Source organism: Halolamina litorea (assembly GCF_026616205.1).
GTDB classification, from domain to species: Archaea; Halobacteriota; Halobacteria; order Halobacteriales; family Haloferacaceae; genus Halolamina; species Halolamina litorea.
The window spans coordinates 165,347-190,369 of the sequence record NZ_JANHGR010000001.1 but is presented as its reverse complement, the minus strand read 5'-3'; the positions used below and the strand labels follow the sequence as shown (position 1 = coordinate 190,369).

Genomic DNA, 25,023 nt, shown 5'->3' with positions numbered 1-25,023 from the left:
TTCGGTTAATCGGTTACGGTTCACCGCAGCGCGGTCACCAGCGCGACGGCGCCGACCACGAGCAGGAAGACGGCCGCGATCGGCTGCCCGCCGGCGGCGGCGAGGAACACCCCGTAGCCGACGGCGACGGCGAGGCTGCCGACCACGAACGAACCGGCCGCGTGGACCGCCTCGCCGCGCATCGTCGGGCTCTCCCGACCCAACTGTTCGCCGACCGAGACCGCGTTGCTGGCGGTATCCCACGCGAGCACGGCGCCGAGGGCGCCGACGAGCAGGGGGAACGCCGGGGCGCCCGTGTAGCCCGCGTACAGCACGCCGAGCAGCATGACGCCGACGCCGTTGGTGAGTAGCCGCCGCGACGGGACCACCAGCCCGACGAGCAACACGGCGGTGCCGGCGGCGACGGCCGCGGCGCCGCCGAGTTCGACGACCGCCGTGGCCGCGACGGCGAGCAGGGCGAAGCCGGCCGCGACCACCATGCCGAATCGGGAGGGCTGACGGGTGATCTCACTCATCGACGCCACCTCCGGTCGCGCCGGCGAGCGGTCTCGTGGCGTCGGTGGGTGACGCTCATCGACGCCACCTCCGGGTCGCCCGGGCGAGTTCCACCGCCAGCGGGCGTTCGCCCCAGTCGATGACGCGGATGCCGTGGCTCCGGAGCCGGCGGAGCCGCGCGTCCCGCTCCAGCCGGGCCAGCCGGTGGGCGGCGCCGTCGTCGGTCGTCGGGTCCGGGCTGATCAGCGTCAGTTGGTGGCCGTAGGCATCGAGCCGTTCGGCGACGGTCGCGATGTAGTCGTCCGTGAGCGGACTGAACAGCACGATCTGGGCGTCGGCCGGCAGCCGCCGCCGGAGTCGCCGCAGCGTAATCGACGGGTAGAACGGGTCCGCCGAGGGGGCGACCGAGAACGCCGGGTGCTCGGCGAGCAGTCGCCGGGCGGTCGCACGGTGGTCCCGACCAGTCGACGGCGGGAGCCAGCACTCCTCGGGACCGTAGCTGGCGATTCCGACCCGGTCGCCGGTCTCCAGCAGGGCCGAGAACGCCTCGCCGGCGGCTTCGACGCTGCGCTCGACGGCGTTGGGCGTGTCCTCGTCGGGCGTTCGGTAGGCCTCCTCGCGGCTGTCGACGAGCAACACGACCGTCGCCGCCCGCTCCTCGCGGAACGAGACCGTCGAGAGTTCGCCGCTCCGGGCGTAGCGGTTCCAGTCCACCCGCGAGAGTGGGTCGCCCTGCCGGTACTCGCGGGTCGAGTGGAACTCCAACCCCGAGCCGGCCACGTCGGTGGCGACCCTGCCGGAGTAGGGCGTCGTCAGCCCGCGCAGCGGCAGGTCGCTGCTCGCCGCGAGCCGTGGGAGACAGCGCAGCGCCGTCTCGCCGGCCACCTCGACGCTGCGCTCCCGGGAGCCGCTCGCGTTGCGGACGATGGCCGTCATCGGCTCCCACTCGTGGGTGCCCCGGGTCGCGGTGACCGTGTACTGGAAGGTCGCACGTTTCCCCGGCCGGAGCGCCGTGCCAAGCCGCGCGGTGCCGTCGGTGACCGAGAGCCCCGCGGGGACGCCGTCGATCAGTCGGAGGTCCGGCAGCGTCGATGAGCCGCCGTTCTCGACGGTGACGGTCACCGTCACCTCGTCGTCGGGGGCGGGCGTCGACGCCGAGAGGTCGCGTTCCACCGTCAGCGTCGGTTCGGGGGCGTCGCCGGCTCTCGCGTACGCCGCGAAGCCGACGCCGACCAGCGAGACGAGGAAGAGTCCGGGGCGTTGGCTGGGGAGGCCGGCCGCGAACGCCGCGAACGCCAGCGCGCCGATCCCGGTCCAGTGGCCGGTGTCGAGCGCGTCGCCGTAGCTCATTGCCCACCCCCGTGGTCGTCCAGACGGTCGATCGCACGGACGGTTCGCTCGAACGCCGCGTCGAACTGCGAGAACGGCGACGTGGCGAGCAGGCGGGCCCGTTCGCTCCGCGGGAGCGGCACGTCCGTGCCGAGGAACCACGCGGCGACCGGGTCGTCAGTCCACTCGCCGTGACGAACGCGGTCCTGGGCCACCTCGGTCGAACAGCCCTCGGCGTCGACGACGGCCGCGACGGCCGCGTCGGCGACCCGGTCACGAACCCGGTCGCGCGGCCGGTCGCCAGCGCGGGAGCGCCGCCGTGCCAGCGCGAGCGTCTCGGCGAGGTCGTCGCCGGGCGCCGGCGCCTCGTAGCGTCGCTCCGGGTCGCCGGTCTCGGTTTCGAGGATCGGTGTCGCCCGGCGGGTGAACCCAGCGTTGACGGTCTGTATCGCCGCGACGGCGGCGAGCAGCAGCACGAACGCCCACGTGACGGGGATCAGCCCGGCGAACCCCTGCTGGATGGAGACGAGCAGGCCCACGAGCACCGCGACGGCACCGACCGCCGCCGAGATCCGGAGCCTCATTCCTCGTCCTCCGCGTAGCCCGCTTCGATGCGGCGGAGCGCGGCCGCCGCGCGGCGTTCGCGCTCCTCAGTCACCTCACGGTCGCCGTAGCGGACCTCCTCGAACAGGTCGGTGAGTTCGCGCACGTCGTCGGGGGCCATGCCGGCGTCGACGGCCGCCGCGGCGAACTCCGCGGGCGTCGAGGACTGCGGGCGCTCGACGGCGAGGTGTTCGGTCATCTCGACCCACGCGCGGTACACCTCGTTGCCGAACGCGTCGCCGGCCTCGATCCGGTCAGCGGCCTCGCCGGCGAGGCGCCCGACGGCGGCGATGTCGGTGTAGTCGTCGTCGCTCTCCTCGCGCTCGCGGTCCAACTGCGAGTCGACGAGGTCGTCGGCCGACGCGAGGTAGAGCAGGACGACGGCCGCGAGCACCAACACGACGATGACAGCCAACAGCAGCAGCGAACTCTGGCTGGTCGCGGTATCGGCGACGGAGCCGAGCCCCCCGGCGCCGCCCGCGGAGCCGTTGGTCTGGGTCTGGTTGGTCGCCGGACGCGACGGCGCCATCGCGGGCTGGAGGGTCCGACAGCCGGCGAGCGCGAACCACACGACGTAGACGATCGGCCCGTAGAGGACGAGGGTGATTGCCCCGAACCAGATCGAGCCGGTGCGCCGCCAGACGGAGGCGGCGACGAGCAACACGCTCCCGGCGATCAGCGCTTTCGCCCACGGCGTCATCAGGATCGACAGGCAGGCGCCGCTGAGTTCGCCGGTCCACTGCATCGCGCCCCCACCCGAACTGCCGTTGGTCGAACCGCTCGCGGCGCTCCCACTACCGAGCCCGTCGCCGCTGCCGCCGCCGAACCCCGAGCCGGAACTGGACGCCGCAGGGTTCTCCAACGTGGCGGCGGCGGCGCCGATGGCGAGGAGGGCGAGGAGGGCGAGGACGATCGCGACCGCGGTGTCCCGCTGCACGTGGTGTGGTAGTCACAACCGAGGTATAGTGGTTTCGTTGACCAAAGCGATCGCTGTGGGGGAGTGCCGCGACCGGGACGTTTGATGCGGCTGCCGGCCCCATCGCCGCCATGGCCACCATCGGAGTCGTCGGCGCGGGTGCCGCCGCCGCCGCGGCGACGTTCGTCGTCGACGAGGCGCTCCCCGACGCAGACGTGACCGTCTTCGAGAAGTCCGGCGGCCTCTGTGGCCGCGCGGCCACCCGCCGCCACGGGGACCTGACCTACGACTACGGCGCGAACTACGTCAAATCCGATAGTGAGCGCGTCAGCGAACTCCTGACCGAAACGCTCGACGACGACGGCCTCGTCGACGTGACCGAGCGCATCAACACCTTCGACGAGAGCGGCGAGGTCACCGAGGGCCGCGAACCCGACGGCCACAAGTGGTCCTACCGGCAGGGGCTCACACAGATCGCCAAACGACTGTTCGGTCGGACCGACGCCGAAATCCACCGGCGGACCCGAATCGAGACGCTGCGGCGCGGCGACGACGAGACGTGGACCGTCGTCGACACCGACGGCGAGGCGTACGGGCCGTTCGACGCGCTCGTTCTCAATCCGCCGGCGCCCCAGACCGCGGAACTGCTCCGCAGTGCGGAGTGGGAGTCGCCCGTGAAGGAACCCCTCATCGACGCCGTCGCCGACGTACCGTTCCGGACGGTCTGGACCGCCGTGCTGCACTACCCCTTCGAGCTGGATCTGCCGTACTACGGCCTCGTGAACACCGACAAGGACCACGAGGTCGGCTGGATCTCCCGCGAGGAGTGCAAGGCGGGCCACGTCCCGGACGGCGAGTCGCTGCTCGTCGTGCAGGCCAACCACGAGTGGTCCGTCGAACACTACGACGACGACCCCGCCGCGAACGTCGACGCGCTCGCGGCCCACACGGCCGAAATCGTCGGCGACGAACGGCTCACAGCGCCGGACTGGAGCGACAGTCAGGGCTGGCGCTACGCGCTGCCCGACGAGGGCGCGCTGGCAGGGCCACTCGACTCCGCACGGGAGGAGGGGCTCTACTGCACCGGCGACTGGGTCGGCGGCGAGGCCCGGGTCCACGTCGCACTGGAGAACGGGCTGGAAGTCGGCGAGGAACTCGTCTTCGGCCGTTAGAAGGTGAGTATCTCGATCCCCTCGGTGTCGTAGGTCGTCATCGCCGCGAGGCGGCCCGAGACATCCTCAAGGTCGACTTCCCGGCCGACCAGCTTTCCGGGGTCGAGGCTACCGTCGTCGACCATCGCGAGCAGTTCGTCGAAGCGCGCGGGCGGCATCCCGCGGGAGCCGAGCCAGTCGATCTCCCAGCGGGTCATCCAGTCAGTCGGGAGCGACACCTCCCCTTTCTCGGCGTCGGTCGTCAGCCCGACCTGTACGTGGGTGCCGCGCTGGCGCAGAGAGCGGACCGAGTTGCGCGCCGTCTCGGCGCGGCCGAGGGCGTCGACGCTGATCGCGGCGCCGCCGTCGGTGAGCTCGTGGATCTGATCGACAACGTCGACGTCGCCGCCGTTCACGGTTTCGCTCGCGCCCACCCCGGCCGCGCGGGCGAGCGCCTCGTCGTTCACGTCGACGGCGATGGGGCGGGCCCCGAGCGCGTCGGCGATCTGAACCGCCGAGAGGCCGACGCCGCCGCAGCCGTGAACCGCGACCCAGTCGCCGCCGCCCACGTCGGCGCGGTGAGCGAGCGCGTGGAACGCCGTCATGTACCGGCAGCCAACGGCCGCTACGTCGCGGAAGCTGACGCCGTCAGGGAGGATCTGGAGGTTGTGCTCGGCGTGGGGGACGGCAACCTGCTCGGCGAACGCGCCCGGTACGTCTTCGTCGAACCCCAGCGCGAGGCCGTTCTCGCAGGTGTTCCCGTGGCCAGTCCGACACTCGCCACAGCCGCCGCAGCCGAGGCTGAACGGGACGACGACGCGGTCGCCCTCGCTGAATCGGCTCACGTCCTCGCCGACGGCGACGACGCGGCCGGCGGGCTCGTGACCCAGCACGTAGTCGAGCGGCACCTGATCGTCGGCCCACTCGCCGTGGCCCTGCCAGGCGTGCCAGTCGCTGCGGCAGATGCCGCAGGCCTCGACGGCGACGACGGCGCCGTCCGGCGCTGGCTCAGGGTCCGGAACCTCGGTCACGTCGAGCGGTTCGCCGTACTCGCGGAGGACTGCGGCGCGCATTTCGTGGGCGTTCGGGTGGGGTGTGGGTAGGGTTGTCGGTGGGAGCGACGAACGCTTAAGCGGGAGTGGGGGGACAGAGCCACCATGTACGACGATATCCTCGTCGCCACCGACGGGAGCGAGGCCACCCTCGGCGCGGTGACGAACGCGCTGAGCCTCGCCGAGCGGTACGACGCGACCGTCCACGCCCTCTACGTCGTCGACGTACGGGCGATCAACGTCGGCGAGGAGGCGTTCGACGACAAGCCCGTGATCGACACCCTGACCGGCCGGGGCGAGCGCGCGACCGCCGAGATCCGCCGGCGCGCCGAGAAGCGCGGGCTGGAGGCCGTGACGACCGTCGACCCGGGGACGCCCGCGCCGCGCATCCGGCGCTACGTCGCCGACCACGGGATCGACCTCGTCTCGATGGGGACCCGAGGCCGGAGCGGCATCGCGCGCCACCTCCTCGGTAGCGTCGCCGAGTCGGTCCTCCGGGACGCGACGGTACCGGTGTTGACCACCCGGAGCGAGGCGGCGAGCGAGGGCGACTACAGGGAGATCCTGCTGCCCGTCGACGGCAGCGAGGCGACCGGGCGGGCGGCCGACCACGCCTTCGACATCGCGGCGCGCTACGACGCTCGGGTCCACGCGCTCTCGGTCGTCGACGCCGGCCTCTCGCGGTCGGGGGACCTGCTCGCGGCGCTCGAAACGGAGTCCGAGGCGGCCGTCGAGACCGCCGAGTCCCGCGGCGCCGCGGCCGGCGTCGACGTGGTGAGCGAGGTCCGGGAGGGGACGCCCGACGCCTGCGTCACCGAGTACGCCGACGAACACGGGATCGACCTGCTGGTGACGGGCGTCCACGAACGCCGGGGGCTGGATCGGTTCCTCCACCGGAACGCGGTGGACCGACTGGTCCGGACCGCCGACTGCCCCGTGCTGACGGTGCCGAAGCCGGCCGAGAAGTGAGGCGCGCGCCGCAACGGGGGCGGGCGTCGTGGTCGGCCGCTCGACGGTCGGGCGCCCGGAACAGGGTGTGAGGCCCTCAAACCGCCGACTAACTCGATTAATCGGGGTTAACCGAGAGCCAAGGCGACTGGGGCGTTTCCCCCGTTGAAGTGGGTCGGGCGACTCCCACCGAGCGAGATGAAACCCGAACGTGTCACCCTCGCCGGGGCCGCGGTGATCCTCGTCGTGACCGCGCTGGCGACTGTCGCGCCGTGGGTAACGCCCGGTCTGATCGACTGGCCCGGGCTGTTCGAACTGCTGGTCGTCGGGACCACGGCCCTGTTCACGGCGACGGCGCTGGCGTGGGTCGTCCTGACCTACGTGATCGGCGCGGGCTACGAGTCCCCCGAACCGGTCCACGGCGCCGACGACATCCACGTCCGCATCCTGACCGTCGATGCCGAGTCGGTGGTGCAGTCGACCGTCGACTCGCTGGCCGCGGCGTTCGACGACGTGCACGTGATCGCCGAGGACGCCATCGACGTGGCGGGCGCCGAGGTCCACGTCGTCCCCGACGGCTTCGAGGCCGACGCCGTCCGGAAGGGCCGGGCGATCGAGTGGGCGCGGCAGCACGTCGATCACGACCGCGAGATGGTGCTCTACCTCGACGAGGACAGCCTGCTCACGTCCTTCGAGGGGCTGCCCGACGCCGACGTGGTTCAACTCCGGGAGCGACCGCGCCGGACCGGCTCGGTGCTCTCCTACCTCGCGGACGTCTACCGGATGGGCGTCCAGATCGAGCAGCGGGCGTTCGCGCGGCTCTCGGTGCCGCTGTTCGCGTGGGGCGGCGGCATCGCCGTCCGGAGCGAGGTCGAGGACGAGGTGACGTGGGACCGCGAGACCATCGTCGAGGACACCGCGTTCGTCTGGGCGGCCGCCCAGCGGGTTCCCGACTTCAGCTTCGAACTCGCGACGGCGACGTGTGCCAACGAGGCGCCGCCGTCGCTTTCGGAGATCACTCAACAGCGCCGGCGTTGGGCCGCGGGGAACGTCCGCGCCGCCGCGGAGCTCCCGGTCCGGTATCAGCTCCTGACCCGCCTGCGGAACTACGCGTGGGCGCTCTCGCCGATCGTCACACTAGTCGTCGTCCCGCTGACGATCCTCGGCGTCGGCGTCGCCGCGACCGGCGCGTTCGCGATGCTCTCGGTCGCGCTGGGGCTGCTCACCGTCTTCTGGTTCCTCCGAGGGGTGCTCTACTACGGGGGGACAAAGCTGGCGTGGGCGGCGGCAGTGCCGCTGGCGCCGGTCGTCACCGTCGTCCACTCTATGGGGACGGTCGCGGGGATCCTCGACCCGCCCGAGGAGTTCCGCGTGACCGAAAAGGTGGGCGAGTCGTAATCTGCCGACGGCTGACTACCCCTCTTCGGCACGTTCGAGCGCCGCGAACTGGTCGGGCGGCGGCTGGAGGATGAGGCGGCCCGCACCCCGTGCGACCGTTTCGAGCAGCCAGCGGACGGCCCGGTCCACAGCGGGGCCGCGGTCGGCGAGCGCGACGGCACACTGCCACGCCCAGTCACGGCCCTCCGCAAGCGTGAGGAAGGCAAGCCGTTCGTCGAGTCGACCCCCAGCGGCGTCGAGGTCGGCCAGCCCCGGCGCGTACCGGGAGGCGAGCAGCGCCTGCTCGACGTCGACCAACGAGGCGAGCACCGCGTTGACGGCGTCGTGGTCGGCTCGCCGCGCCGGACGCGGGTCGATGCCCACGTCGGTGAGCGCGAGCGCCAGGTCGTGCGTGACGTGGGCGTTGATGCCGAGAACGGCGTCCTGTGTGACGAGCGTCTCCCCCGAGATCGCGGCGTCGAACGCGAGCAGCCACGATCCAGGGACGCGGTCGCGACGGGACCGCTCGTACGCGAGCAGGGCGGTCCGATAGCGGTTCGCGAACGCCGTGAGGTAGTCGGCGACCCACGCCGGGTCGCGGAACCGCTCGGCAGCGAGTTCACGGCGGACCTGTGCCGTCACTGCCCCGTAGACGGTGAGGAAAACCGCGCGGCGGTCGCCCGCACGAACGAGTCGGCGTTCGAGCAGCGCGAGCCGTCTGTGAGCGTCCGCCGGGTCGGCGTACGGGGGATCGAGGAGGTCCAACAGGTCGACGGTCCCCTCACCCGGCGGGACTGGGTCGCTCCCGAACGCGGCGGCGGCCGCACGGGCATTACGGGGCGTCAGGGGTCCGACGGCGAGATGCACGTAGCTAATCGCATCCCAATCAGAATAAACATCACCTGTCGAAATACCTCGGTAGGTGATAGGTTTCGTCGAATCCGCTGAATGGACGGCACAGATCGGTTACGGTGTCCGCACGAGCACAGTTCTCGGATGGAACTCCGGAGCTCACTCGACTGAGAGGTCTACGAGCACTTGTGGGGTGTCGATGATGTGCTCGAAGCGTTACAGACGGCTCGAAGGGAAGGCCCCGGGAACGCCGGGCGGTGAAAACAGGTAGCTCACCGAACAGATGCTGTTTAGAGGACTGCCACGGTTATCCAGGCATGAACCGGTGGAGGCAAGCGATCGCCGTCCTGTTCGTGGTGCTACTCGTCGGGAGTGGGGGTGTCTCGCTCTACTTCTCAATGCCGTATCACGGATCGGAGTCGTCGGTCCAGCAGATACGTGACGACCCGCAAGTGACCGTGACGACAGAAGCCGGCGTGCACGTTATCAGCCCGGCAGAGGCCGACCCCACTGTCGGGGTCGTGTTCTATCCCGGCGCTCGTGTCGCACCGGATGCGTACTACAGCACGTTCGCACCGGTAGCGAAGCGGGCGAACGTCACGGTCTTCGTTCCGAAGATGCCGCTCAACCTTGCGCTACTCGGTACCGACGCCGCCGAGCGCGTTCGGTCTCAGCATCCCGGTATCCGGACGTGGTTCGTTGGTGGTCATTCACTCGGGGGCGTTGCCGCCTGTCAGTACGCCAGTTCACATGACGTCCGAGGGCTCGTCTTGTTCGCGTCTTACTGCAACGTAGACATACGCGATGAACCGTTCGCCGTCCTCAGCGTCACTGGGAGCGCAGATACCGTTCTGAATCGTGAACGCTACCAGGAGGCGAATACCCGATTACCGCCCGACACGACAAGCCAAGAGATCACGGGAATGAACCACACACAGTTCGGGTCGTATCGCGGGCAGCGTGGGGATTCGCCTGCTCCACTCTCGTATGACGAAGCGCATCAGCGTCTCGCTGACGTTCTCGGTCCGTGGCTGACGAACCAGTCAACACCTGCTGTGAGTGTTGGCGGTAACTGGTGACAGTGAAAATCGAACTCTACGTGCGACATACACCTTCGATATGCAGCACGCGACATCTGTCAGGTCTCGGGGGGTCAACAGAATCGTACAGGTTCATTCAGCGCTGAGGCCCGGAAGCGATCTGTTTTGGGCTGTTCCGTTTCCTCGCGCTGCGTGACGGCTGCGGTGTCAGCTCGACGCGTCGGGACGCGGCTGGCTGTACTGGGGCGGGATGACGGTCCGGGATCGTGAGTCGGCCCGTAGATATCCTCAGAATAGCCGTTGTAACCACGATTGCTGTTGTTCCGTAACAGCCTGTTCAAGCGTTTTCAGCCGCTTCTGTGCCTTCTCACGTGCTTGTCGCTCAGACTGGAGCTCGTCGTACAGATAGTCGTGTTGTGCTTCTAGTGCCTCGAACGACGCATTGAGTTCTGCAACGGTCGTCGTGAGCTCCGAGACAGTATTGACGACCTCAGACGGGATCGGCTCGTGCCGATTCGCCTCAGGCGATGCTGAGAGCGCATCAGTTGGCTGCACCTCTGGCTGTTCAACGTATTCGTCGCGCGGTGGCTCGTACACGTCTGTCGTCCCTTGAACGGCGCGTTCGAGCGTTCCCTCGCCGTAGGTACGCCCATCGCCGTAGTGACGATCATCCCACTTCGCTCGATAGAGCCCAGACTGCCTGAACAGCCGATCCATCTGGCTTGGATCCCGACCGGTCCAGAAGGCAAGGAGGAAACAGAGTGCCATATCTGCCTCCGACTGACTGTCGTAGCCACTGGTGTTGCCGTTCCAGAGCCGCGTGAACTTCTCACCGTTCTTCGCGTTCATCGCCTTCGAGAGCAGTGTTTCGTCCGCGATTGTCGTCGATACTTCGTCGGGTATGGATGCTGTCGACGGGACCGACGTGGCGATGTGCTCCGTATGCATCGCTTGCAGGGCGGCTGTCCGTTCGTGGACGTTTTCTGGCGTCCCAGCCACCCAGTCACCCGTAACGGTGAAGAACCGCGATGACTCGTAACACTCCAGTGAGCCTGAGCGATTGCCACCCGCGGGAAGCACTCCTCGGACGTAAACATGGAAGCCTGTTCCAGAGGGGCTCACCTCGGTGAACGAGTCCAACCGGGTGAGAAGATCACGCGCCCAGGGCTCGGCAGATCCAGTCTCAGCGTCCCGACAGTCATCCAGATCAACGCCGACGAAGGGATCATCGTCGGTGAAAACGAAGCCGATGCCGGCCACGGAATCATCCGTTGCAGCCTCCGTCGCGACCTGGAAGGGGCCCCACGTACCGGGGTCGGTCACGGAGGCGTACGAACCCGTTTGTGGATCAAGTGGGACCTTCGTCTGTTTCCCATCGCGCACCTGCTCACTCCAGCAGAGCCACTGGGGCACTTCCTGCAGTTCCTCGGGGATTGCGTCGACGTTAATCATCAGCCGCCTCCGCACCGCTTCGGTCCAAGTGCGTGCCGTTGGTCGAATGCGTGTCGCTGGCCTGCGTCGGTGGATCATCTGCGTCCGTCGGCGCCTCTCCGTCGACGACTGCCGCCTCATACCCACTCGCTCGAACCCGGATCGGGAACCACCCCTCTTCGTCAATGCCGAGGAGCGCCTCCGAGTAGCCGTCTTCCTCGTTCCCGGCTTTCGCCGTTCGGACCCAATTCGTCTCACGTTCGCTCAAGCCGAACCACGTCGCGAGCTTCTCGGCCTCCTCGGCAACGCGATGGATCTGGACGATTGAACAGAGATCGGCGATCGTCTTCGCCTCGGGGGTGAGCGTGAACTCCCCGCCAGTCTGCGTCACGAACTGCAGCGAGATGTCGTAGTGCCGACTATGCCGAACAGCGGTCTCAAGGAAGCCCAGCGAGGTCGCATCGTCCATGAGATAGTGTGCCTCGTCGATGACGAAGACGACCTTCTTGCTCGTCTCCTTGGCTCGCTCGTAGACGGCGTTGAACACCACCTGCATCATCAGGCTGGTCTCCATGCGTCCCTGGGTGCCCTCCTCTTGGTGGAGGTCAAGGTAGAGGACGTTCGCGTCAAAGTCGAACTCGGTTGGCTTGGTGAGGTTCGCAAAGTCACCGTCCGGCCTGAACGAGGGTCGGAGGTCCTTCAGCAGTGATTGGGCATCGCTTCGAACGCTCTCTTGTTCGCCCTCGGTTGCATACCCGAACTCACCAGGATCAGCGAGGAGGTCCTCAAGCACCCCGATGACGGTCTGCACCGTCGGTGACGGGTTGTCGTGCGTCGACGGGTCTCGGGTGATTCCCTGTTGCTCGTAGGCGTCTTGGACCGCCCGGCGAAGGGTCTGCTTACGACGACCGAGCGGGCTGTCGGCGACGCCAGCGAAGAACGTCTCGAAGAACGTCATCACCCACGAGATCTGCTCAGCCCACGGATCGATATCGGGTACGCTTGTGAGCACTTCTGGAGGTGTTGGCTTCAGTTTGAGTGGGTTCAGGCCGCGACGCCCACCGACGATGATGCGCTCACCACCGAGGGCGCTATTCACGCCAGCGAAGCCCTCCATCGGGTCGAGCATCACGATCGTCGTGTCGTCGTCGTACATCGCCTGCCGTACGAGCTGGAGTTTCGTCGAGAAGGACTTCCCCGCACCGAGCTTTCCGATGGTCATCATGCAGTACCCCGTCGAGCGGTTGAACCGATCGAGAATCACGGGACTCTCGTTGAGTGCGTAAGTACCGTACTCAACGCCGGGTTCGGCAAACGCTCCGGCGACGAAGGGGAACATCGCCCCCACGGCGCCTGCGAGCATCGGTGTCCGTGTATCGAGTGTCTCGTCAAGTGCGTCGACGCCTATCGGACTACTCGCAGTGAGCGCGTCAAGCTGTGACCACCGCGGCGTCACAGGCGTCAGGTTCGCAGGGGCTTGGCGTGCTGTCTTACTCACACCGTCAATAGTGCTGGTTCCCTGCTCGCCACGAGCGCTGAGGTACATCGAGACGTCGAATGCTCGCATGGGAGAGTTCCGGAGGACGTCATAGAGCGCTTGGTAGTCCTCGAGGTCCTTCCGAACCCCGCGAGCGCCAGCACGGTGTTTCTCCGCGAGGTACTCGTGGTCAGCGGTGAGGCTCTCGATCCGGTTTTCGAGTTCGTTCAGCGTGCTGTGGGTGTCCCGTGGGTCGAGATGGATCGAGAGGTCGGTCTCGCGGGTCTCGCCGGTTGCATAGAGCGTCTCGAAGAGGCCATCCATCGGTTCGTCAGGGTACTCCGCGGCCCACAGCGTCCGCCGCCAGTGCTCTCCGGTCTCGACACCGTTTGCGTGTTCGACGACGTGCTCAGGAGCGATCAGGCGCTGGTGGGTGTCGGAGAGTGTGTCGAGCGGTGTTTGTGCGGCGTCGTACTCGACGGCAGGATCGGCGGATTCGGCTTCTCCGGAGTCGTCTGCATCCCCACCGAAGAACGGCACCCAGTCGGGGATCATTTCGCACCTCCGATGAGTGGTGTCGTTCGGATGCGCTCGCCCATCTTGCCTTCGTCGCGTGTCTCGCCGTTCCAGAATGACGCAAGGAGTGTCGCCATCTCGTCGGCCTCGACGCCCTGGGCAGTGCAGCCCTCAACCTCGCGGATACCGATCTCGATTCGTCGAAGCCGTTCGGTGAGTTCGGCCCGCATCGCAGCCGCTTCCTCCTCAACACGAGGCGCAAGCCACGCCTGGATAAGCAAGCCAATGACCGGGAGTTTCGCAAGCTGTTGGGTCACGCTCTCGCGCTCGAACTGGACTTCTGCTGGCGTCACGGGGACGACGATGTAGTGATCCCGGATGGTCATCTTCCGCTGGTCCATCTCGGTGGTGTACCACGCGATGTACTCCTCGATGAGCGCCGCCAGTTGCGGGTTCGCCTGTACGTCCGGGTCGGAGAGGCGCTGTTCGTACTGGGCAACGTACTCCGCGGTCGGGAAGTCCTGTGTCGTCGAGAAGATCTGGATTGGATACTCAACGGTGGTGTTGAGGAAGTTCTGAAACGCCTTTGCGGTCGACCGCCACTGCTCATCAGTTGCAAGAGCCATCGTCGGAGGCGTCACTTGGACCATCCCGACGAGGGCGCCATCGGTCCGCTCAACGAACCCGTCTTCAGAGTGGATTCGCTCGACACGGGTGAGTTCTTTCGCAGCCGCGAAGTCGTGGTCTCTCTCACGTCGGTGGAACCCGACGAACATGAGGAGCCAATCAAGACTGGAGGTGTACGGTGGCGTGAGGTAGACGAAGATCACGCCGACACCGATCGCGACGCCCGACAGCGGAAGGGTGAGTGACTGAACGGCGTAGCCGGCGACTGTCGCAGATGGGGGAGCGACGACCTGCATGAGCAAGAGTACGGCCACGCCAGGAAGCAGGCCGACTGCGACGTCTGTCAGCGTATACGTGCCGAATAGCTGTGCTTCAGTGCCGATTGCCTTGGGGATGCGCTTGGTTGCGTCTCGTGAGTTCATTGGATGTACCGTGGATCATCGTCGGTCGATTCATCGTCCGCGTCGTCGGTCTGGGCTGGTGCCGAGTCGCGACGGCGAAGCGTCTCGAAGTTCTCACTCCGCGCGCTCTGTTTCGTGTCAGTGGTCGATTCCGATTCGGCTGCATCGTCGCCGCCCGATGTGCCGCCTGCGTCGCCGTCTGAACCGCTGTTGGATCGTTCCGTGAACGCTGACTGAAGCCGTCCCCGAGCATTCTCGACGCGTGTGCCTGCACGGTGGGCGCGTGAGCGACTGGCGTCGAGGAGCTGCTGATTATCCCGGTTCACGGCCGGCTTCCCGAGGACGCCACGGCCGAAGTTCCGGCCACTATGGGTCGCTTGCTCCGAGCCCGCACGCATCCGGCTAACGCGGCGCTGTGCCCGGTCGACGGAGACGTGCCGCGACGCCCGGTCGGCAAAGAAGAACAAGGCCCCCGCTTGCCAGAACATCACGAGCGGCGCAAACAACGCGGCCACGGGGATGAGCAACGCAAGCAGCCACGCCCCGACGCCGCCGAGTGAGAGGCTGAAGCTGTCCCCGAGGAGTTCCCCGAGTCGGAGAAGGAGCGCAACGGGGACGGTCAGGAACAGCAGTGGGACGTAGAACCCGGCGAGGCGTTGCATGAACCGCGACACGAGCGTGAATGGGCCGACGCCAGGAATCCAGAAAACCATCAACAGCGGCATCAACAGCACGAATAGGTAGATGCCGAGTTGCCGGATCGTGTAGACAAGCGCCAGCAGGAGAAACAGCGTGAGGTTCACGCCCTGGGCAAGCATCACGCCAAGGACGCCGAGAATAGCGAATGATGCGGTCTCGAAGAGCGCAATCTCTGAGAGGTCGGGAACGATGAAGCCGGTCAGGGCATCGACAAAGCGCAGTGCAAGCGCACTGACCCACCACCACGAGAGAATCCCGAGGAGGCCAGTGAAGGCCCGCTTCTTGAGCTTCGACCGGTGGTAACTCCCGAAGAGGTAGCTCGTCGACTCAAGGAAGATGACGATCCCGAGCATGAGCCCGTAGAGGGAGAGTGAGAGCGGGATGATCGCTGACCAGTAGTAGTCATAGATAGCTGGCCATGGGCCGTTCGTTGGCGCCGTGAACACGGCGTTCGGCGCCGGCGTGCCGACGACGAGATGAATGAGCTCGTTCCCGAACGTTTCGACGAACGACTCCACCGGCGCGAACAGCAGTCGGAGGAACTCTGAGATGGCGTCAACGAACGCGTCCCAGAAACTACTCATCGCGATCACCAGCTGTTGGGGCGGTTGTTGGGGCAGTGATCATCGACGCCCCCAGAGTGGCCAGATGTCCCAGCCAGTCGCGCGGGCGATCAGGAACACGGCGAAGAGGAACGTCCCGACAGGGACGCCGAGATTGAACACCGTCGCGACGATGGGGATGGTCGTCCCGCGGATGTACACGGTGTCCGAACTGGGGAGGAAGCCCTGCTCAGTCCTCCACCACGCCGCAGGTTCGTACCGTGCGGAGAGGGCACCGACTGGGCGAGGAATCGTCACCGTCGCCATGCCCGCCTCGTCTGTCTCAATTGATCGACCCTGCAGCAAGACCGCCCCATCCCGTTTGGTTGTCTGAATCGGGGTGCCAGTCTGGGCGTCCGTGAGTTCGATCTGTGCCGTGACCGTCTCAGGCGTCGTCTGCAAAAGCGTGAGCGTGAGGGTGCTCGGGTGAACGACCGTCTCCGTGAGCGACTCACGAGGCACCGTCACCGACGTTCCCTGAACAAGTCCGTCGACGATGACGGTGTCTGAGCGGGGGAATGATCCCGTCATGACGACGGTCTCACTCTCCGTGTACGGGCCGGACACGAGGTCCACATCGATAGAGACTGGGAGATCTGGTGGGTCGAACTGCTGGCCGTCAACAGTAGTGATCCGACCAGTCGCTTCGGTTGTTGGACCCACTCGACTTGGATAGGCGTACACCTGCAACGGCTGGAGCGGCGATGGTTGAGACGAAACGGTCCCCCTCGAGTGAGAGACGAGTTCGTCCCAACGCGTTTCGCGGGCGGTGTAGAACCGCCACGTCCCGAGGGTTTCGCTGGTTCCTGTGGAGTAACTGCGCCACGGCTGAGTGCCTGTGATGGCTACAGCCTGCGTGCCATCAGGATACTGCGTGTAGGCACCCGCCGCTTTCGGGGCATACTCCGTAACGGTCACCGACTCCTCCACGGTGAGCCGCTCAACCGGCGACGTGACCGTCGTCGTTGAGGTGGTTCGGCAGTTCGCTGATTCGGTCGGCGTCGCAGTCGCTGTGGTGTTGTTCGCTGGAGTCGGCGATGGCGTCGCCGTGATGGGTGGTGTCCCAGTCACAGTGGGCGTCTCAGTCGTCGATGGCGCCGCTGTCGTCGTCCCGTTCGGCCTCGCTGTGGCCGTCGTGTTCGCCGTCTCTGTAGAGGAGTTGGTAGGCTGCTCTGTCTCCGTCAGGTTGCATTGTTTCTCGTACTGAGTCACCCGCTTTGAGAGTTCGACACTGATCGTTGCCTCCAGCGTCAGCGTATGCGTCTCCCCAGGCGAGCCCGCCAATTCCCCGAATCGGAGAACAGGGGTGTGAGTTCCGTCACTACGGTCGACAACGCGATCGTCGATGCGGAGACGCACTTCCTCGATCTGGTGGGCAAGGAGCGTCCAGTCGACCTGCTGACTCCCGGTAGCGTCATCAGCAGGCAACCGAACGCGATAATCCACAGTCCCGAGGACGTCACCGGCGCCGTCGACATACAGCGGCTGGTCTGTCTGGGAGCGCCACAGCCGCGTCGACGGCTGGACGGCGAAGATTGCGGTGTAGGCATCCGCGATGAACACCCCATCCGTCGTGGGCGTCTCAGCCGGTCGGATCGATGTTGTGTGGTTTGTTGCGGGGAGCTCGGTGTGGTCACCACGGTTCCAGCGTTCGGCGGCTTCGGGGGGCTCCTCAAACGGGATATCGGTCACCTGTGCGAGTTCAACAATTGGGAGTTCCGATGCGTTCGGTTGAACTGCTGTAGCTGGCGAGTCAGTATCTCGGTCACCAGACCAGAGCGTCGCAAACGTCTCCGGGTCGACACCGTGTGCTGGCTCAGTCGGATGCCGAGCAGGCGGCTGCGTCGAGCTCAGCAACAGGACGACGAGGGCGAGTGTAAGAAGCGGTCCGGGTGCGGGAGTTAGAAGCCGCAACTCACGCCACCAGCCACCACATCGTTCAGCAGGAACTGGATGATCCCGGTACCGAGCGGGGCGACGATGACGCCCCACACGATACCCTGGTTCCGGATCTCCTTGATCTCCTTTTTCAGGTCTGCTCGGCGGATCGTCGGCGTCGCCACGATTGCGCCGAGAGCGATGAGGCCGCCGATGAGCGGGCCACCGAACTGGATGATGGTGAAGAGGTTCTTGATCGTGGTCGCCATATCAGTCTGGCAGAACGCCATCCCGCTTGTCTGTGCAACAGCCGGCTGAACAGCGAGCAGACTGAGTACGAACGCCGTCGCCACGCTCTGGAGAATGGCTGTTCGAACACTGTTCTGCGTCAGGATCGCCGACAAACCGGCCGTGGGGTCGTGTTTCGTCATGTCGAGTGGTGATGATCGCCCGGAACCCGTTTGGTGACATTGTGCCACCAACTTGGGACTCTCACTGGTGCGGTCCTAGAAAACGCTGTTAATAGCCGTTCCGAAATAATTCCGTTCTAATTTTTGGAGAATTAAGTCTCCGAACGAGAGGATGTCAGCGCGTTTTGGCCCGACTTCGGTGACTCAGCACATCACCGGGATCAAAGATGTTGAACGCCGTGTGAACCACCCATAACTGACTGTCTCGGGAGAAATGGTTCAGTGAACGGGAGGAACCGGTACTGGAGCGGGTCAACTGTGGTTGAAGATTGGCCACTTCACAGAACGGGATGTGCTAGCGGTGGGTTCCAGCTTTGATACTGAAGATACCCTCGAAGTGCTGTCACCGACGAGAACTGGTTCGTCCCACCCGATGGTCACTCAAACCGCTCAGAGACCTGTCGTACCTCATCCCGATCGCGGTCATCAGCGGCCTCGATGGCCTCCCGCATCTCCGAGGCCTGCCCTTCGTCGAACACCTCGCGGAGGTCGCGGAGCGAGTGCCCACTGGTGAGCCGCTCAACCGTGTCGCTGAACGATTCGTCGCTGCGCTGCTTCGACTTGATTCGCTCGTAGACGTGGTCTTCGAGCCAAACTTGGTGCGGCATCCTTGTCGACAGTGTTGACACTGGACGCGAGTCAATATTTGGGTGGGTAATCGGCCCGAGACTGCCTTTCCACGAACATACAGGAACTACACGCGGTCTTGCAGTTCCTGATAGCGGCTCCGAACCGTCTCGACTGAGACCTCTGCCGCCGCCGCAATCTCGGCCTGTGTTGTCACGCCGTCGTGCTCGCTTACAGCCGTATAGAGACACCCCGCCGCGACACCTGCTGGATTTCGTCCGTTTGCCAAGCCGGCGTCGACGGCCTGCGTCGCGAGTTCGAGCGCCCGGTGTTGGACCTGCGGTGAGCAGTCACAGCCCGTCGCCAGCTTCGGAATCAGCGATCCCGGCTGAATCACCGGTGTTTCGAGGCTGAGTTCGACGTTGAGGACGCTGTAGGCGTGTTGCACGTGGTCCGTACTACTCACAGAGACATCGGCGACTGCCGAGGCAGATACCGCAAACCCACCGCATCGACACGCCGCGTACACAGCCCCGGCGGCCATCGACTCGATAGATCGGCCCGTAATGAGGTCCGCTTGCTGGGCTGTCCGGTAAGTCTTCGACGCCGATTCACGAACGACTGTCGGGAGTTCAAGCGCACTCACCAACCGCGCGATCTCGAAGCAGGCATGGCCGAGGTTTCGCTCTGCCTTTGATCGCCACTTCGCACGTCGGTTCTGGGTTCGCTGTCGATTGAGTCGACGACGCTTCGCCGCTGGGAGGGTGTTCCCCTTCGCGTCCCGGTTCCAGCCGATTGTGGTCGAGAGTCCCCGATCGTGTCGGCCAAAGGTGAGCGGAGGTCCCGTACGTTCTGTCTCTTCGTCGTCGACGTACCCGCCGACGCCGCCTTGGTGGTCGATTCGGTACTCGTCGATAATGAGTCCGCACACACTACAACTCGTCTCGCCGCCCTCCGTTCTGAGTGCCCCGTCGCACTCAGGGCATGTGGTCTCTGCAGGCAGTGTTTGGCCGTCCGTTTCGTCGAAGCTCCGTCCGTAGATGGCTCTCTGGCTCATTCGGTATCCGAGACAACCTGTTCAGGCCGCCCCGCACCCGTCAGGGGCGGCCGAAAAACGCGGAAATGCGTGGACGAGCGCAAACGGTTCCGATTGGCCCCTGCATTCCTCGAAACGCGGAGGAACCTACGTTAGGAGGTCGGGGATGTCGAATAGCATGACATCATCACGAGTGTCAGCAAGCCGTTCAAGATCGGTCGTGTACCCAGACCGGCTGAACAAGACATATAGCGTCTTTCCATCGGCTGGTTCCCCTGCCCAACGGACTTCGGATGCGGTTCGTTCAAGATCAGCGAGAACGCCTTCGCTCACAGGCTGAGAGGTGAACTTGCATTCGCCGGCGACAAGGCCGTCGGTGGTGAGGCCGAGGACATCTAGTTCATGCTCTTTGAACCACCACTGCCCGATGTGTCGGAACTGTCGGTCGACGAGGGCAGGGAGTGCCTGTTGACTAAGCCGTTCGAACAAGGGGCTTACATAATCCGCAAGTTCTGGTGCGACAAGTTTCTCGAATGCGTCTTCATCAAGCAGGCGAAGCTGATCCTGATTACCGTACACAAACCGGAACCAGAAACGGAATAGGGGTGCTGCGATACGATAGCGGCCCCGTTTCGACGACGTTGGTGATTCAGTCACGGGGATATGGCGCTCAACAAGCCGAAGGCGTCGAAGCTTTTGGAGATACGTGCTTAGCGATCCTGAGTTGACACCAGCCATCCCCGCAATTTCGTTTGGGGTGCGGCGACCGTGGGCAAGTGCACGGAGTATACTGAAGTACGTATTCGGTTGCCTGAGTTCAGTACGTAGCAGGAACTCTGGTTCGGAGTACAGGAGGCCGCGTTCTGACAGAATTGTCTGCCGTACGTTCCTTCCTAGCTCCTGGTCGGGGTCGATAGTTTGGAGATAGTACGGTGTTCCTCCGTAGATCGACCACGCGGTGATGGCAGTCTCAGGATCGTACTCTGGGAAAAACTGTCGTACGTCGGTGATTGAGAGTGGTTTGAGGTCAATTGTTGCTGTCCGCCGGCCATACAGCGGTGCGCTCCCAGAAAGCACCTTGTCCTCCATCACGCTGATTGAGGAGCCAACAAGCACGAGCGTCATACCCGTCTCTTGCAGCTCAAGGTCCCAGACGCGCTGCAACCGGGACGGGAGTGACTCGTCCTCTTCGATGAGAAACGGGAACTCATCGATGATTACGACGGCGTCTTGCTCACCAAGTGCCTCAAGGAGGGTTTCCCAGTCACGACGGACGTTCTGAAGGGAGGGGAACTGTCCTGCCGCTGCATCCACGAACTGCTCAAGTTGGTTCTGTGCAGTGGATTCGACTGCTTGGTAGTAGATAGCGTCGTCTCGGTCTACGATCGACTGGCGAACGAGTTCACTCTTCCCGAGTCGGCGACGGCCATAGATGACGACGAAATCGGCAGTCTCAGAGTCATAGCAGTCCCTGAGTTGATCGAGTTCGACCTCCCGATTCACGAAATTCACCATACAGCCAATAGCGCTTCTTCATCAATAGAACTCCCGATTTTGGAAATCATGATTTCAGAAATCGTGATTTCTTTGTTCCGCAGATAGAGGGTGAGGCCAGCGTGAGGCAGGATGAGGGAGACCAAGCAGCCTCCAGACGGAGGAGATGTCAAGCACTCGGCTCGGTTGAACCGGGAGACCGAAACCGTCCGTTTGGCTGTGGGACCAACCCAGCAGCGATCTCCAGATTCGTCCGCCGAAGGTGCTTACAGCCCTGCTGGCCAAGGCTCTCTCCACGGTAGAGCCAATCCGGACACGAACACTGTACCCGCTCAATGTCGACTTCGTAGGAGTTCCCGCTCTCACTCTGGACGTGGTACACTGGGCCGATATCAGAGAATCGAACGACCATGTTTTCCGTGAGTGCACGGCGTGTCCGTGCATCGTCAACCGAGTAGCCACCGTCGCTGAGCGGCGTCGACGGCTCGGGGTTCTCACACGGCTCGCGAAAGTGTTCAGGACGATTTCGCTCTTGGCCACAGGTCAGGCAGCGGTAGAAGCGTGTATAGTAGCTATCCCCATCTGAAAGCTCAACGTCGTAATCGGTTGGCCGCTTCCCGGGGAGTCGCTCGCTGACGATGGTGAGTTCGTGCCCGTTTGGATTGCGGATCTCCGGTTCAACTGGTTTTGGGGGGAGTTGTCTTCGAGACATTGGGACTGGAGGGGTTTGACGCGCCTCCAGCCCTGCTGGGGCGCCAGAAAATCGGTGTCGCTGTTGTCCCTATCGACGTCGGCGAAGGCGACGAGAGCGACTTCGGGAACGCCGTCTTGTATAGCCCTTTCCGAACTCACCGGGGGGTGTTGGGGTAAGTGATGTTCCAAACCCACAAGGGTTCGTCTGAAACCGGGCGTTCTCCACCGCCGCGTCGGGATAGTCGTCGCTTCAAACCCACAAGGGTTCGTCTGAAACCGGGCGTTCTCCACCGCCGCGTCGGGATAGTCGTCGCTTCAAACCCACAAGGGTTCGTCTGAAACGCGCTATTTGTTGGTTGACACTTTCTGAACAGGCTTCAAACCCACAAGGTTTCGTCTGAAACCCGCCCGTATTTCGGGGGGTAGAAGGCTCTACTGCCCAGTCTCACTAAGTGATTTCCATGGACCCGCAATACCTCCAGAACCCCCGGGGGGTTAATGGAAACGAGCCGGTGATCGCGGTGAGAGGAACTGAAAGCTTGTAACGGCGGCGCGCGTGAGGCGCGGCGAACGCCGCGACCGCGCGCGAGGGGCGGCCGAACGCAGTGAGGACGACGGCTGGGGAGGCGGCTGGCCACAGCAAAAAGAGAGGTCACGACAGCCCTACTCAGCCCACCACGCCTCTCGGTCGGGGAACGAGATCGACGACCGGCCCGTCAGCGCCACGGAGACGCGCCCTTCGTACCAACTCTTCGAGACCTCCCTGAGCACGACACGCTCGCCCTCCTCCATCCACGGAACGTCACTTACCCGCCAAGCCGTGAACTTCGTTTTCCCGCTCTTGTCCTCGATCAACCCCACCTGGGCGATCTTCGGGTGTTTCGGTTCCCACAGCGTCGTCACAACGCCGCCGACACTCACCTCGTTCACTGGCACGTCCTCAAGCGCCGCAATTGGGAGCACCTGGCCGGCATCGGTCTTCAACGCCTCGAAGACACCGACGACCGCCGCCGTCTTCGACACGCCGTCGACGACCCGCTCAGCCAACCGCCGACTGATCGCCGCCCGCGACCACCCCGGCAGCATCCCCGACAGCCGCCTCGCTTCTTCGTTCACCCAGCCCAACGCCGATTGGGACACCTGCTCTCGCGCATCCGCCCGCTCCGGGTCTTGCCACGGATCCACCGCCGCCGCTCGCTCGTCGAACACTCGTCGCTGCTCGACACTCGCCTCACGAACCACCGTTCTCGTTCGCGCCTCTCTATCGGAGTCCGGCCGTCGATCGAACCGCTCGGCTGTTCGCTCGATTTCCCACTCACGCGCTTCCAGCCGCTCTTCGGCTTCCAGTGTCAGCCCAGCCCGCCGCCCATCTGGGTGATTGGTGTCCACCTTCGCCTGGATCTCCATCTCCACTGTCGGTCGCAGGTTCGCCTCCCGCTCCGCGACGTCGTCCACAACCGCAAAGCCGTCCTCGTCGATTTCTCGTCGTTCAGTTGTCTCTACACCCGAAACTTCATTTCCGATTGCGCTCTTACTACTCATTGGTCTTCACGGACCGAAGGCGCTTCACCGCGCCCGACAGCCGCGATCATCACTCGCGGTTGTCTTCTCAGACCGACCAATCCTCGCACGCGCCGCTCGCGCCTTCAGCGCCCGCCAGGGCGCGAGCGGCGCGCAAAACGGATCGAGAGCCACACCAACCAGTACGCGCGCCGGCTCGCCGAGGGTGGGCGGCCAGCGGAGTGTGTCTGGTCGTGGGGCGAGCGCCAGCGAGACCCCGACCGACCAACCCGCTGGCGTGCCGACTTTGGCACGAACCCACCCCTCGGCGACGGGGACGGCGAGCGGACGGGCCGGCGACAGCACGGAGACAGCAATGGGCGACGATTTTTCCTCGCGCTACCTCATCGACGGCGGAGGTTCCGCAGCGCCTCGTACTCCAGTTCGGGAACGTCGTCACTCAAGAGCGGGTGAGGCCGGCGATCCAGCAGCTCTCCACACCATTCACAGCCGTGCAGCGCCCGGTCCTCGAGGAGGAGAACTGACTGTTCGGAGGGTGGATGACCGCACGCCGTCGTCATCAGCGTTTGCGGTCGCCCGCTAATCGTCTTCTTTACCGCGTTCAGTACGGCCTTCGGGGTGGTTGTCGACATCTGGTTGCGCACCTCGCCCGTGAGGTGCGCGAAGAAAACCGGTCCGTTCTGGTTAGTGAGGGGAACGATGACCCGTCTGGCTACAGGGGTGAAGGGGCCGTGGCGTCGACGAGCGAGACGATGGTCCGGTGAGCCTAGAGCGAACAGGACGCTGCGAACTCATGACCGCCTCGTCGGCGCCGAGTCAGCGATGACGAATACGCCAGAGAGGTACGTCGAGACGCCTCCAAACAGGGGTTCAGATCCAGACTAAAGAGACGAAGAAGTAACCGAACCGCCAGCCGAGAACCAATTAGGGTGACGTTCGAAGCGAGTTGTGGACGACAGCTCACTCGAAGATACGCGCATCAGACGGCTCGTGGCTGGCGCACACCCCCGAATAGCCCACAGGCGATGGTGAGTGGGTGGTGGTGAGGTACCCTTCCGGAGAGAGCTCCGAGTATGACGCATCGGCGCGGTTGAAACGCCAATGCGTTGCAGGGTCGAGCAGTAATGTACCCGAATGTCGGTCTTCACACGAGGAATGATCGCTACTCTCCTAGAGGTAAGGTCCGGACGGTGAGGACAGGCGCCTCCGAAAGTCGGACGACGCGTTCGGCGACGCTTCCCAGAAGCGCACGACGGACACCGCCTCGTCCGTGCGTCCCGAGAACAATGAGGTCAATGTCGTTCTCCTCGGCGTAGTCGAGAATGGTCCGGTACGGCGTTCCGCGATGAAGAGAATCGACAGCGTGAACTCCGGCGTCGATGGCTCGGTCACGAATCTCCACGACGGAGCTTCGGCCGGCCGCTTCCATCTGGTCGTAGAACGACTGACTGTGAGCATCAAGCGGGAGGACCGACGTATCCACGACGTGAAGGATGTGAAGCGTCGCATCGTTCTGTCGAGCGATGTGGATTGCGTGTGCGGCGATTCGGTCCGTCCCGTCGCTCCCATCAGTGGGCAGGAGGATATTATCGTACATCGTCTCTTGAGGGGCTGTTGCAGACGCCGGTCGAAGCGACAGTGATCCGTCTCGCGTCGGTTCCATTGCTCGTCACCATGCGAATCGGTTGGGTCCGAAGACTATTGGTTATGAGCCCTACCTGCTGGGGCTCTCTATTCGGATTTCGAGAGGTCGGATTTCGAGAGGTAATGCACAGATCGTGAATGGCGATACGAATAGCTCAATCGGCGAGGTCGCTCTGGTTCGACAACCGCCTAAGGCACGACAGC

Annotated in this window: 22 protein-coding genes; 4 read left to right on the top strand and 18 right to left on the bottom strand. The window is 64.7% G+C overall.

Annotated elements, in window-relative coordinates; genetic code table 11:
* Positions 1 to 20: 20 nt before the first annotated feature.
* Genes NO998_RS00950 through NO998_RS15765 form a run of 4 tightly spaced genes read right to left on the bottom strand, consistent with a single transcriptional unit; the run spans position 21 to position 3,364 of the window.
* Positions 21 to 515: a DUF7519 family protein gene (locus NO998_RS00950; RefSeq protein ID WP_267645114.1), complete on the bottom strand. Its 495-nt coding sequence runs from the start codon at positions 513 to 515 to the stop codon at positions 21 to 23.
* Positions 516 to 570: 55 nt separating this feature from the next.
* Entirely contained in the window at positions 571 to 1,845 is a 1,275-nt protein-coding gene (locus NO998_RS00945; protein WP_267645113.1) for a DUF58 domain-containing protein, read from the bottom strand.
* Positions 1,842 to 2,408, bottom strand: a complete 567-nt coding sequence (locus tag NO998_RS00940) for a DUF7269 family protein (RefSeq protein ID WP_267645112.1) — start codon at positions 2,406 to 2,408, stop codon at positions 1,842 to 1,844. Before NO998_RS00940 ends, NO998_RS00945 begins: the two co-directional genes overlap by 4 nt.
* Positions 2,405 to 3,364 (bottom strand): DUF4129 domain-containing protein, encoded by a 960-nt coding sequence (locus NO998_RS15765; RefSeq protein WP_267645111.1) that lies wholly within the window; start codon positions 3,362 to 3,364, stop codon positions 2,405 to 2,407. The genes NO998_RS00940 and NO998_RS15765 overlap by 4 nt, the downstream gene beginning before the upstream one ends.
* Positions 3,365 to 3,474: 110 nt before the next feature.
* On the opposite strand from NO998_RS15765, the gene NO998_RS00930 reads away from it, so the two are divergent.
* The gene (locus tag NO998_RS00930; protein WP_267645110.1) at positions 3,475 to 4,515 is read left to right on the top strand and encodes an NAD(P)/FAD-dependent oxidoreductase; all 1,041 of its coding nucleotides are present in this window, start codon (positions 3,475 to 3,477) and stop codon (positions 4,513 to 4,515) included.
* On the opposite strand, the gene NO998_RS00925 is transcribed toward NO998_RS00930, so the two are convergent.
* The gene (locus NO998_RS00925) at positions 4,512 to 5,567 is read right to left on the bottom strand and encodes a zinc-dependent alcohol dehydrogenase family protein (RefSeq protein WP_267645109.1); all 1,056 of its coding nucleotides are present in this window, start codon (positions 5,565 to 5,567) and stop codon (positions 4,512 to 4,514) included. The two genes, NO998_RS00930 and NO998_RS00925, sit on opposite strands and share 4 nt — an antisense overlap.
* A gap of 84 nt (positions 5,568 to 5,651) precedes the next feature.
* Here NO998_RS00925 and NO998_RS00920 point away from each other — a divergent pair, with 84 nt between their 5' ends.
* Positions 5,652 to 6,515, top strand: coding sequence for a universal stress protein (locus tag NO998_RS00920; RefSeq protein ID WP_267645108.1), 864 nt, complete (start codon positions 5,652 to 5,654; stop codon positions 6,513 to 6,515).
* A gap of 177 nt (positions 6,516 to 6,692) precedes the next feature.
* On the top strand, positions 6,693 to 7,892 hold the full coding sequence (locus NO998_RS00915; protein ID WP_267645107.1) for a glycosyltransferase family 2 protein: 1,200 nt from the start codon (positions 6,693 to 6,695) through the stop codon (positions 7,890 to 7,892).
* Between the two features lie 15 nt (positions 7,893 to 7,907).
* On the opposite strand, the gene NO998_RS00910 is transcribed toward NO998_RS00915, so the two are convergent.
* Positions 7,908 to 8,738, bottom strand: a complete 831-nt coding sequence (locus NO998_RS00910; RefSeq protein ID WP_267645106.1) for a DUF5995 family protein — start codon at positions 8,736 to 8,738, stop codon at positions 7,908 to 7,910.
* 302 nt (positions 8,739 to 9,040) lie between these two features.
* On the opposite strand from NO998_RS00910, the gene NO998_RS00905 reads away from it, so the two are divergent.
* The gene (locus NO998_RS00905; RefSeq protein ID WP_267645105.1) at positions 9,041 to 9,802 is read left to right on the top strand and encodes an alpha/beta hydrolase; all 762 of its coding nucleotides are present in this window, start codon (positions 9,041 to 9,043) and stop codon (positions 9,800 to 9,802) included.
* Between the two features lie 249 nt (positions 9,803 to 10,051).
* On the opposite strand, the gene NO998_RS00900 is transcribed toward NO998_RS00905, so the two are convergent.
* From NO998_RS00900 to NO998_RS00845, 12 genes are all read right to left on the bottom strand, one after another.
* On the bottom strand, positions 10,052 to 11,215 hold the full coding sequence (locus NO998_RS00900; RefSeq protein ID WP_267645104.1) for a phage NrS-1 polymerase family protein: 1,164 nt from the start codon (positions 11,213 to 11,215) through the stop codon (positions 10,052 to 10,054).
* Positions 11,208 to 13,226, bottom strand: a complete 2,019-nt coding sequence (locus NO998_RS00895; protein WP_267645103.1) for a VirB4 family type IV secretion system protein — start codon at positions 13,224 to 13,226, stop codon at positions 11,208 to 11,210. Before NO998_RS00895 ends, NO998_RS00900 begins: the two co-directional genes overlap by 8 nt.
* Complete coding sequence (locus tag NO998_RS00890) at positions 13,223 to 14,236, bottom strand: TraC-like domain-containing protein (RefSeq protein ID WP_267645102.1); 1,014 nt, start codon at positions 14,234 to 14,236, stop codon at positions 13,223 to 13,225. Before NO998_RS00890 ends, NO998_RS00895 begins: the two co-directional genes overlap by 4 nt.
* Positions 14,233 to 15,498, bottom strand: coding sequence for a TrbL/VirB6 family protein (locus NO998_RS00885; RefSeq protein ID WP_267645101.1), 1,266 nt, complete (start codon positions 15,496 to 15,498; stop codon positions 14,233 to 14,235). Before NO998_RS00885 ends, NO998_RS00890 begins: the two co-directional genes overlap by 4 nt.
* 39 nt (positions 15,499 to 15,537) lie before the next feature.
* Positions 15,538 to 17,208 (bottom strand): DUF8186 domain-containing protein, encoded by a 1,671-nt coding sequence (locus tag NO998_RS00880; RefSeq protein ID WP_267645100.1) that lies wholly within the window; start codon positions 17,206 to 17,208, stop codon positions 15,538 to 15,540.
* A gap of 209 nt (positions 17,209 to 17,417) precedes the next feature.
* Positions 17,418 to 17,663 carry a hypothetical protein gene (locus NO998_RS00875; protein ID WP_267645099.1) on the bottom strand — a complete coding sequence of 82 codons (246 nt, stop codon included), beginning with the start codon at positions 17,661 to 17,663 and terminating at the stop codon, positions 17,418 to 17,420.
* A 578-nt stretch (positions 17,664 to 18,241) separates the two neighbouring features.
* Positions 18,242 to 18,472, bottom strand: coding sequence for an antitoxin VapB family protein (locus tag NO998_RS00870; RefSeq protein ID WP_267645098.1), 231 nt, complete (start codon positions 18,470 to 18,472; stop codon positions 18,242 to 18,244).
* Positions 18,473 to 18,558: 86 nt separating this feature from the next.
* A complete protein-coding gene (locus tag NO998_RS00865) occupies positions 18,559 to 19,488 on the bottom strand; it encodes a transcription initiation factor IIB (protein ID WP_267645097.1) in 930 nt (309 codons plus the stop codon).
* A 126-nt stretch (positions 19,489 to 19,614) separates the two neighbouring features.
* Positions 19,615 to 20,982, bottom strand: a complete 1,368-nt coding sequence (locus NO998_RS00860) for an ATP-binding protein (RefSeq protein ID WP_267645096.1) — start codon at positions 20,980 to 20,982, stop codon at positions 19,615 to 19,617.
* A 1,335-nt stretch (positions 20,983 to 22,317) separates the two neighbouring features.
* Positions 22,318 to 23,196 (bottom strand): DNA-binding protein, encoded by an 879-nt coding sequence (locus NO998_RS00855; protein ID WP_267645095.1) that lies wholly within the window; start codon positions 23,194 to 23,196, stop codon positions 22,318 to 22,320.
* A gap of 362 nt (positions 23,197 to 23,558) precedes the next feature.
* On the bottom strand, positions 23,559 to 23,735 hold the full coding sequence (locus NO998_RS00850) for a hypothetical protein (RefSeq protein WP_267645094.1): 177 nt from the start codon (positions 23,733 to 23,735) through the stop codon (positions 23,559 to 23,561).
* 602 nt (positions 23,736 to 24,337) lie between these two features.
* Positions 24,338 to 24,772: a universal stress protein gene (locus tag NO998_RS00845; RefSeq protein ID WP_267645093.1), complete on the bottom strand. Its 435-nt coding sequence runs from the start codon at positions 24,770 to 24,772 to the stop codon at positions 24,338 to 24,340.
* Positions 24,773 to 25,023: the final 251 nt, after the last annotated feature.

Coding starts and splice junctions, on each gene's coding strand:
- NO998_RS00885 (WP_267645101.1), bottom strand. CDS start 15,498: ATGAGTAGTTTCTGGGACGCGTTCGTTGACGCCATCTCAGAGTTCCTC.
- NO998_RS00890 (WP_267645102.1), bottom strand. CDS start 14,236: ATGAACTCACGAGACGCAACCAAGCGCATCCCCAAGGCAATCGGCACT.
- NO998_RS00860 (WP_267645096.1), bottom strand. CDS start 20,982: ATGGTGAATTTCGTGAATCGGGAGGTCGAACTCGATCAACTCAGGGAC.
- NO998_RS00920 (WP_267645108.1), top strand. CDS start 5,652: ATGTACGACGATATCCTCGTCGCCACCGACGGGAGCGAGGCCACCCTC.
- NO998_RS00915 (WP_267645107.1), top strand. CDS start 6,693: ATGAAACCCGAACGTGTCACCCTCGCCGGGGCCGCGGTGATCCTCGTC.
- NO998_RS00945 (WP_267645113.1), bottom strand. CDS start 1,845: ATGAGCTACGGCGACGCGCTCGACACCGGCCACTGGACCGGGATCGGC.
- NO998_RS00905 (WP_267645105.1), top strand. CDS start 9,041: ATGAACCGGTGGAGGCAAGCGATCGCCGTCCTGTTCGTGGTGCTACTC.
- NO998_RS00855 (WP_267645095.1), bottom strand. CDS start 23,196: ATGAGTAGTAAGAGCGCAATCGGAAATGAAGTTTCGGGTGTAGAGACA.
- NO998_RS00870 (WP_267645098.1), bottom strand. CDS start 18,472: ATGCCGCACCAAGTTTGGCTCGAAGACCACGTCTACGAGCGAATCAAG.
- NO998_RS00850 (WP_267645094.1), bottom strand. CDS start 23,735: ATGACGACGGCGTGCGGTCATCCACCCTCCGAACAGTCAGTTCTCCTC.
- NO998_RS00865 (WP_267645097.1), bottom strand. CDS start 19,488: ATGAGCCAGAGAGCCATCTACGGACGGAGCTTCGACGAAACGGACGGC.
- NO998_RS00925 (WP_267645109.1), bottom strand. CDS start 5,567: ATGCGCGCCGCAGTCCTCCGCGAGTACGGCGAACCGCTCGACGTGACC.
- NO998_RS00940 (WP_267645112.1), bottom strand. CDS start 2,408: ATGAGGCTCCGGATCTCGGCGGCGGTCGGTGCCGTCGCGGTGCTCGTG.
- NO998_RS00895 (WP_267645103.1), bottom strand. CDS start 13,226: ATGATCCCCGACTGGGTGCCGTTCTTCGGTGGGGATGCAGACGACTCC.
- NO998_RS00950 (WP_267645114.1), bottom strand. CDS start 515: ATGAGTGAGATCACCCGTCAGCCCTCCCGATTCGGCATGGTGGTCGCG.
- NO998_RS00900 (WP_267645104.1), bottom strand. CDS start 11,215: ATGATTAACGTCGACGCAATCCCCGAGGAACTGCAGGAAGTGCCCCAG.
- NO998_RS00930 (WP_267645110.1), top strand. CDS start 3,475: ATGGCCACCATCGGAGTCGTCGGCGCGGGTGCCGCCGCCGCCGCGGCG.
- NO998_RS00845 (WP_267645093.1), bottom strand. CDS start 24,772: ATGTACGATAATATCCTCCTGCCCACTGATGGGAGCGACGGGACGGAC.
- NO998_RS00875 (WP_267645099.1), bottom strand. CDS start 17,663: ATGGCGACCACGATCAAGAACCTCTTCACCATCATCCAGTTCGGTGGC.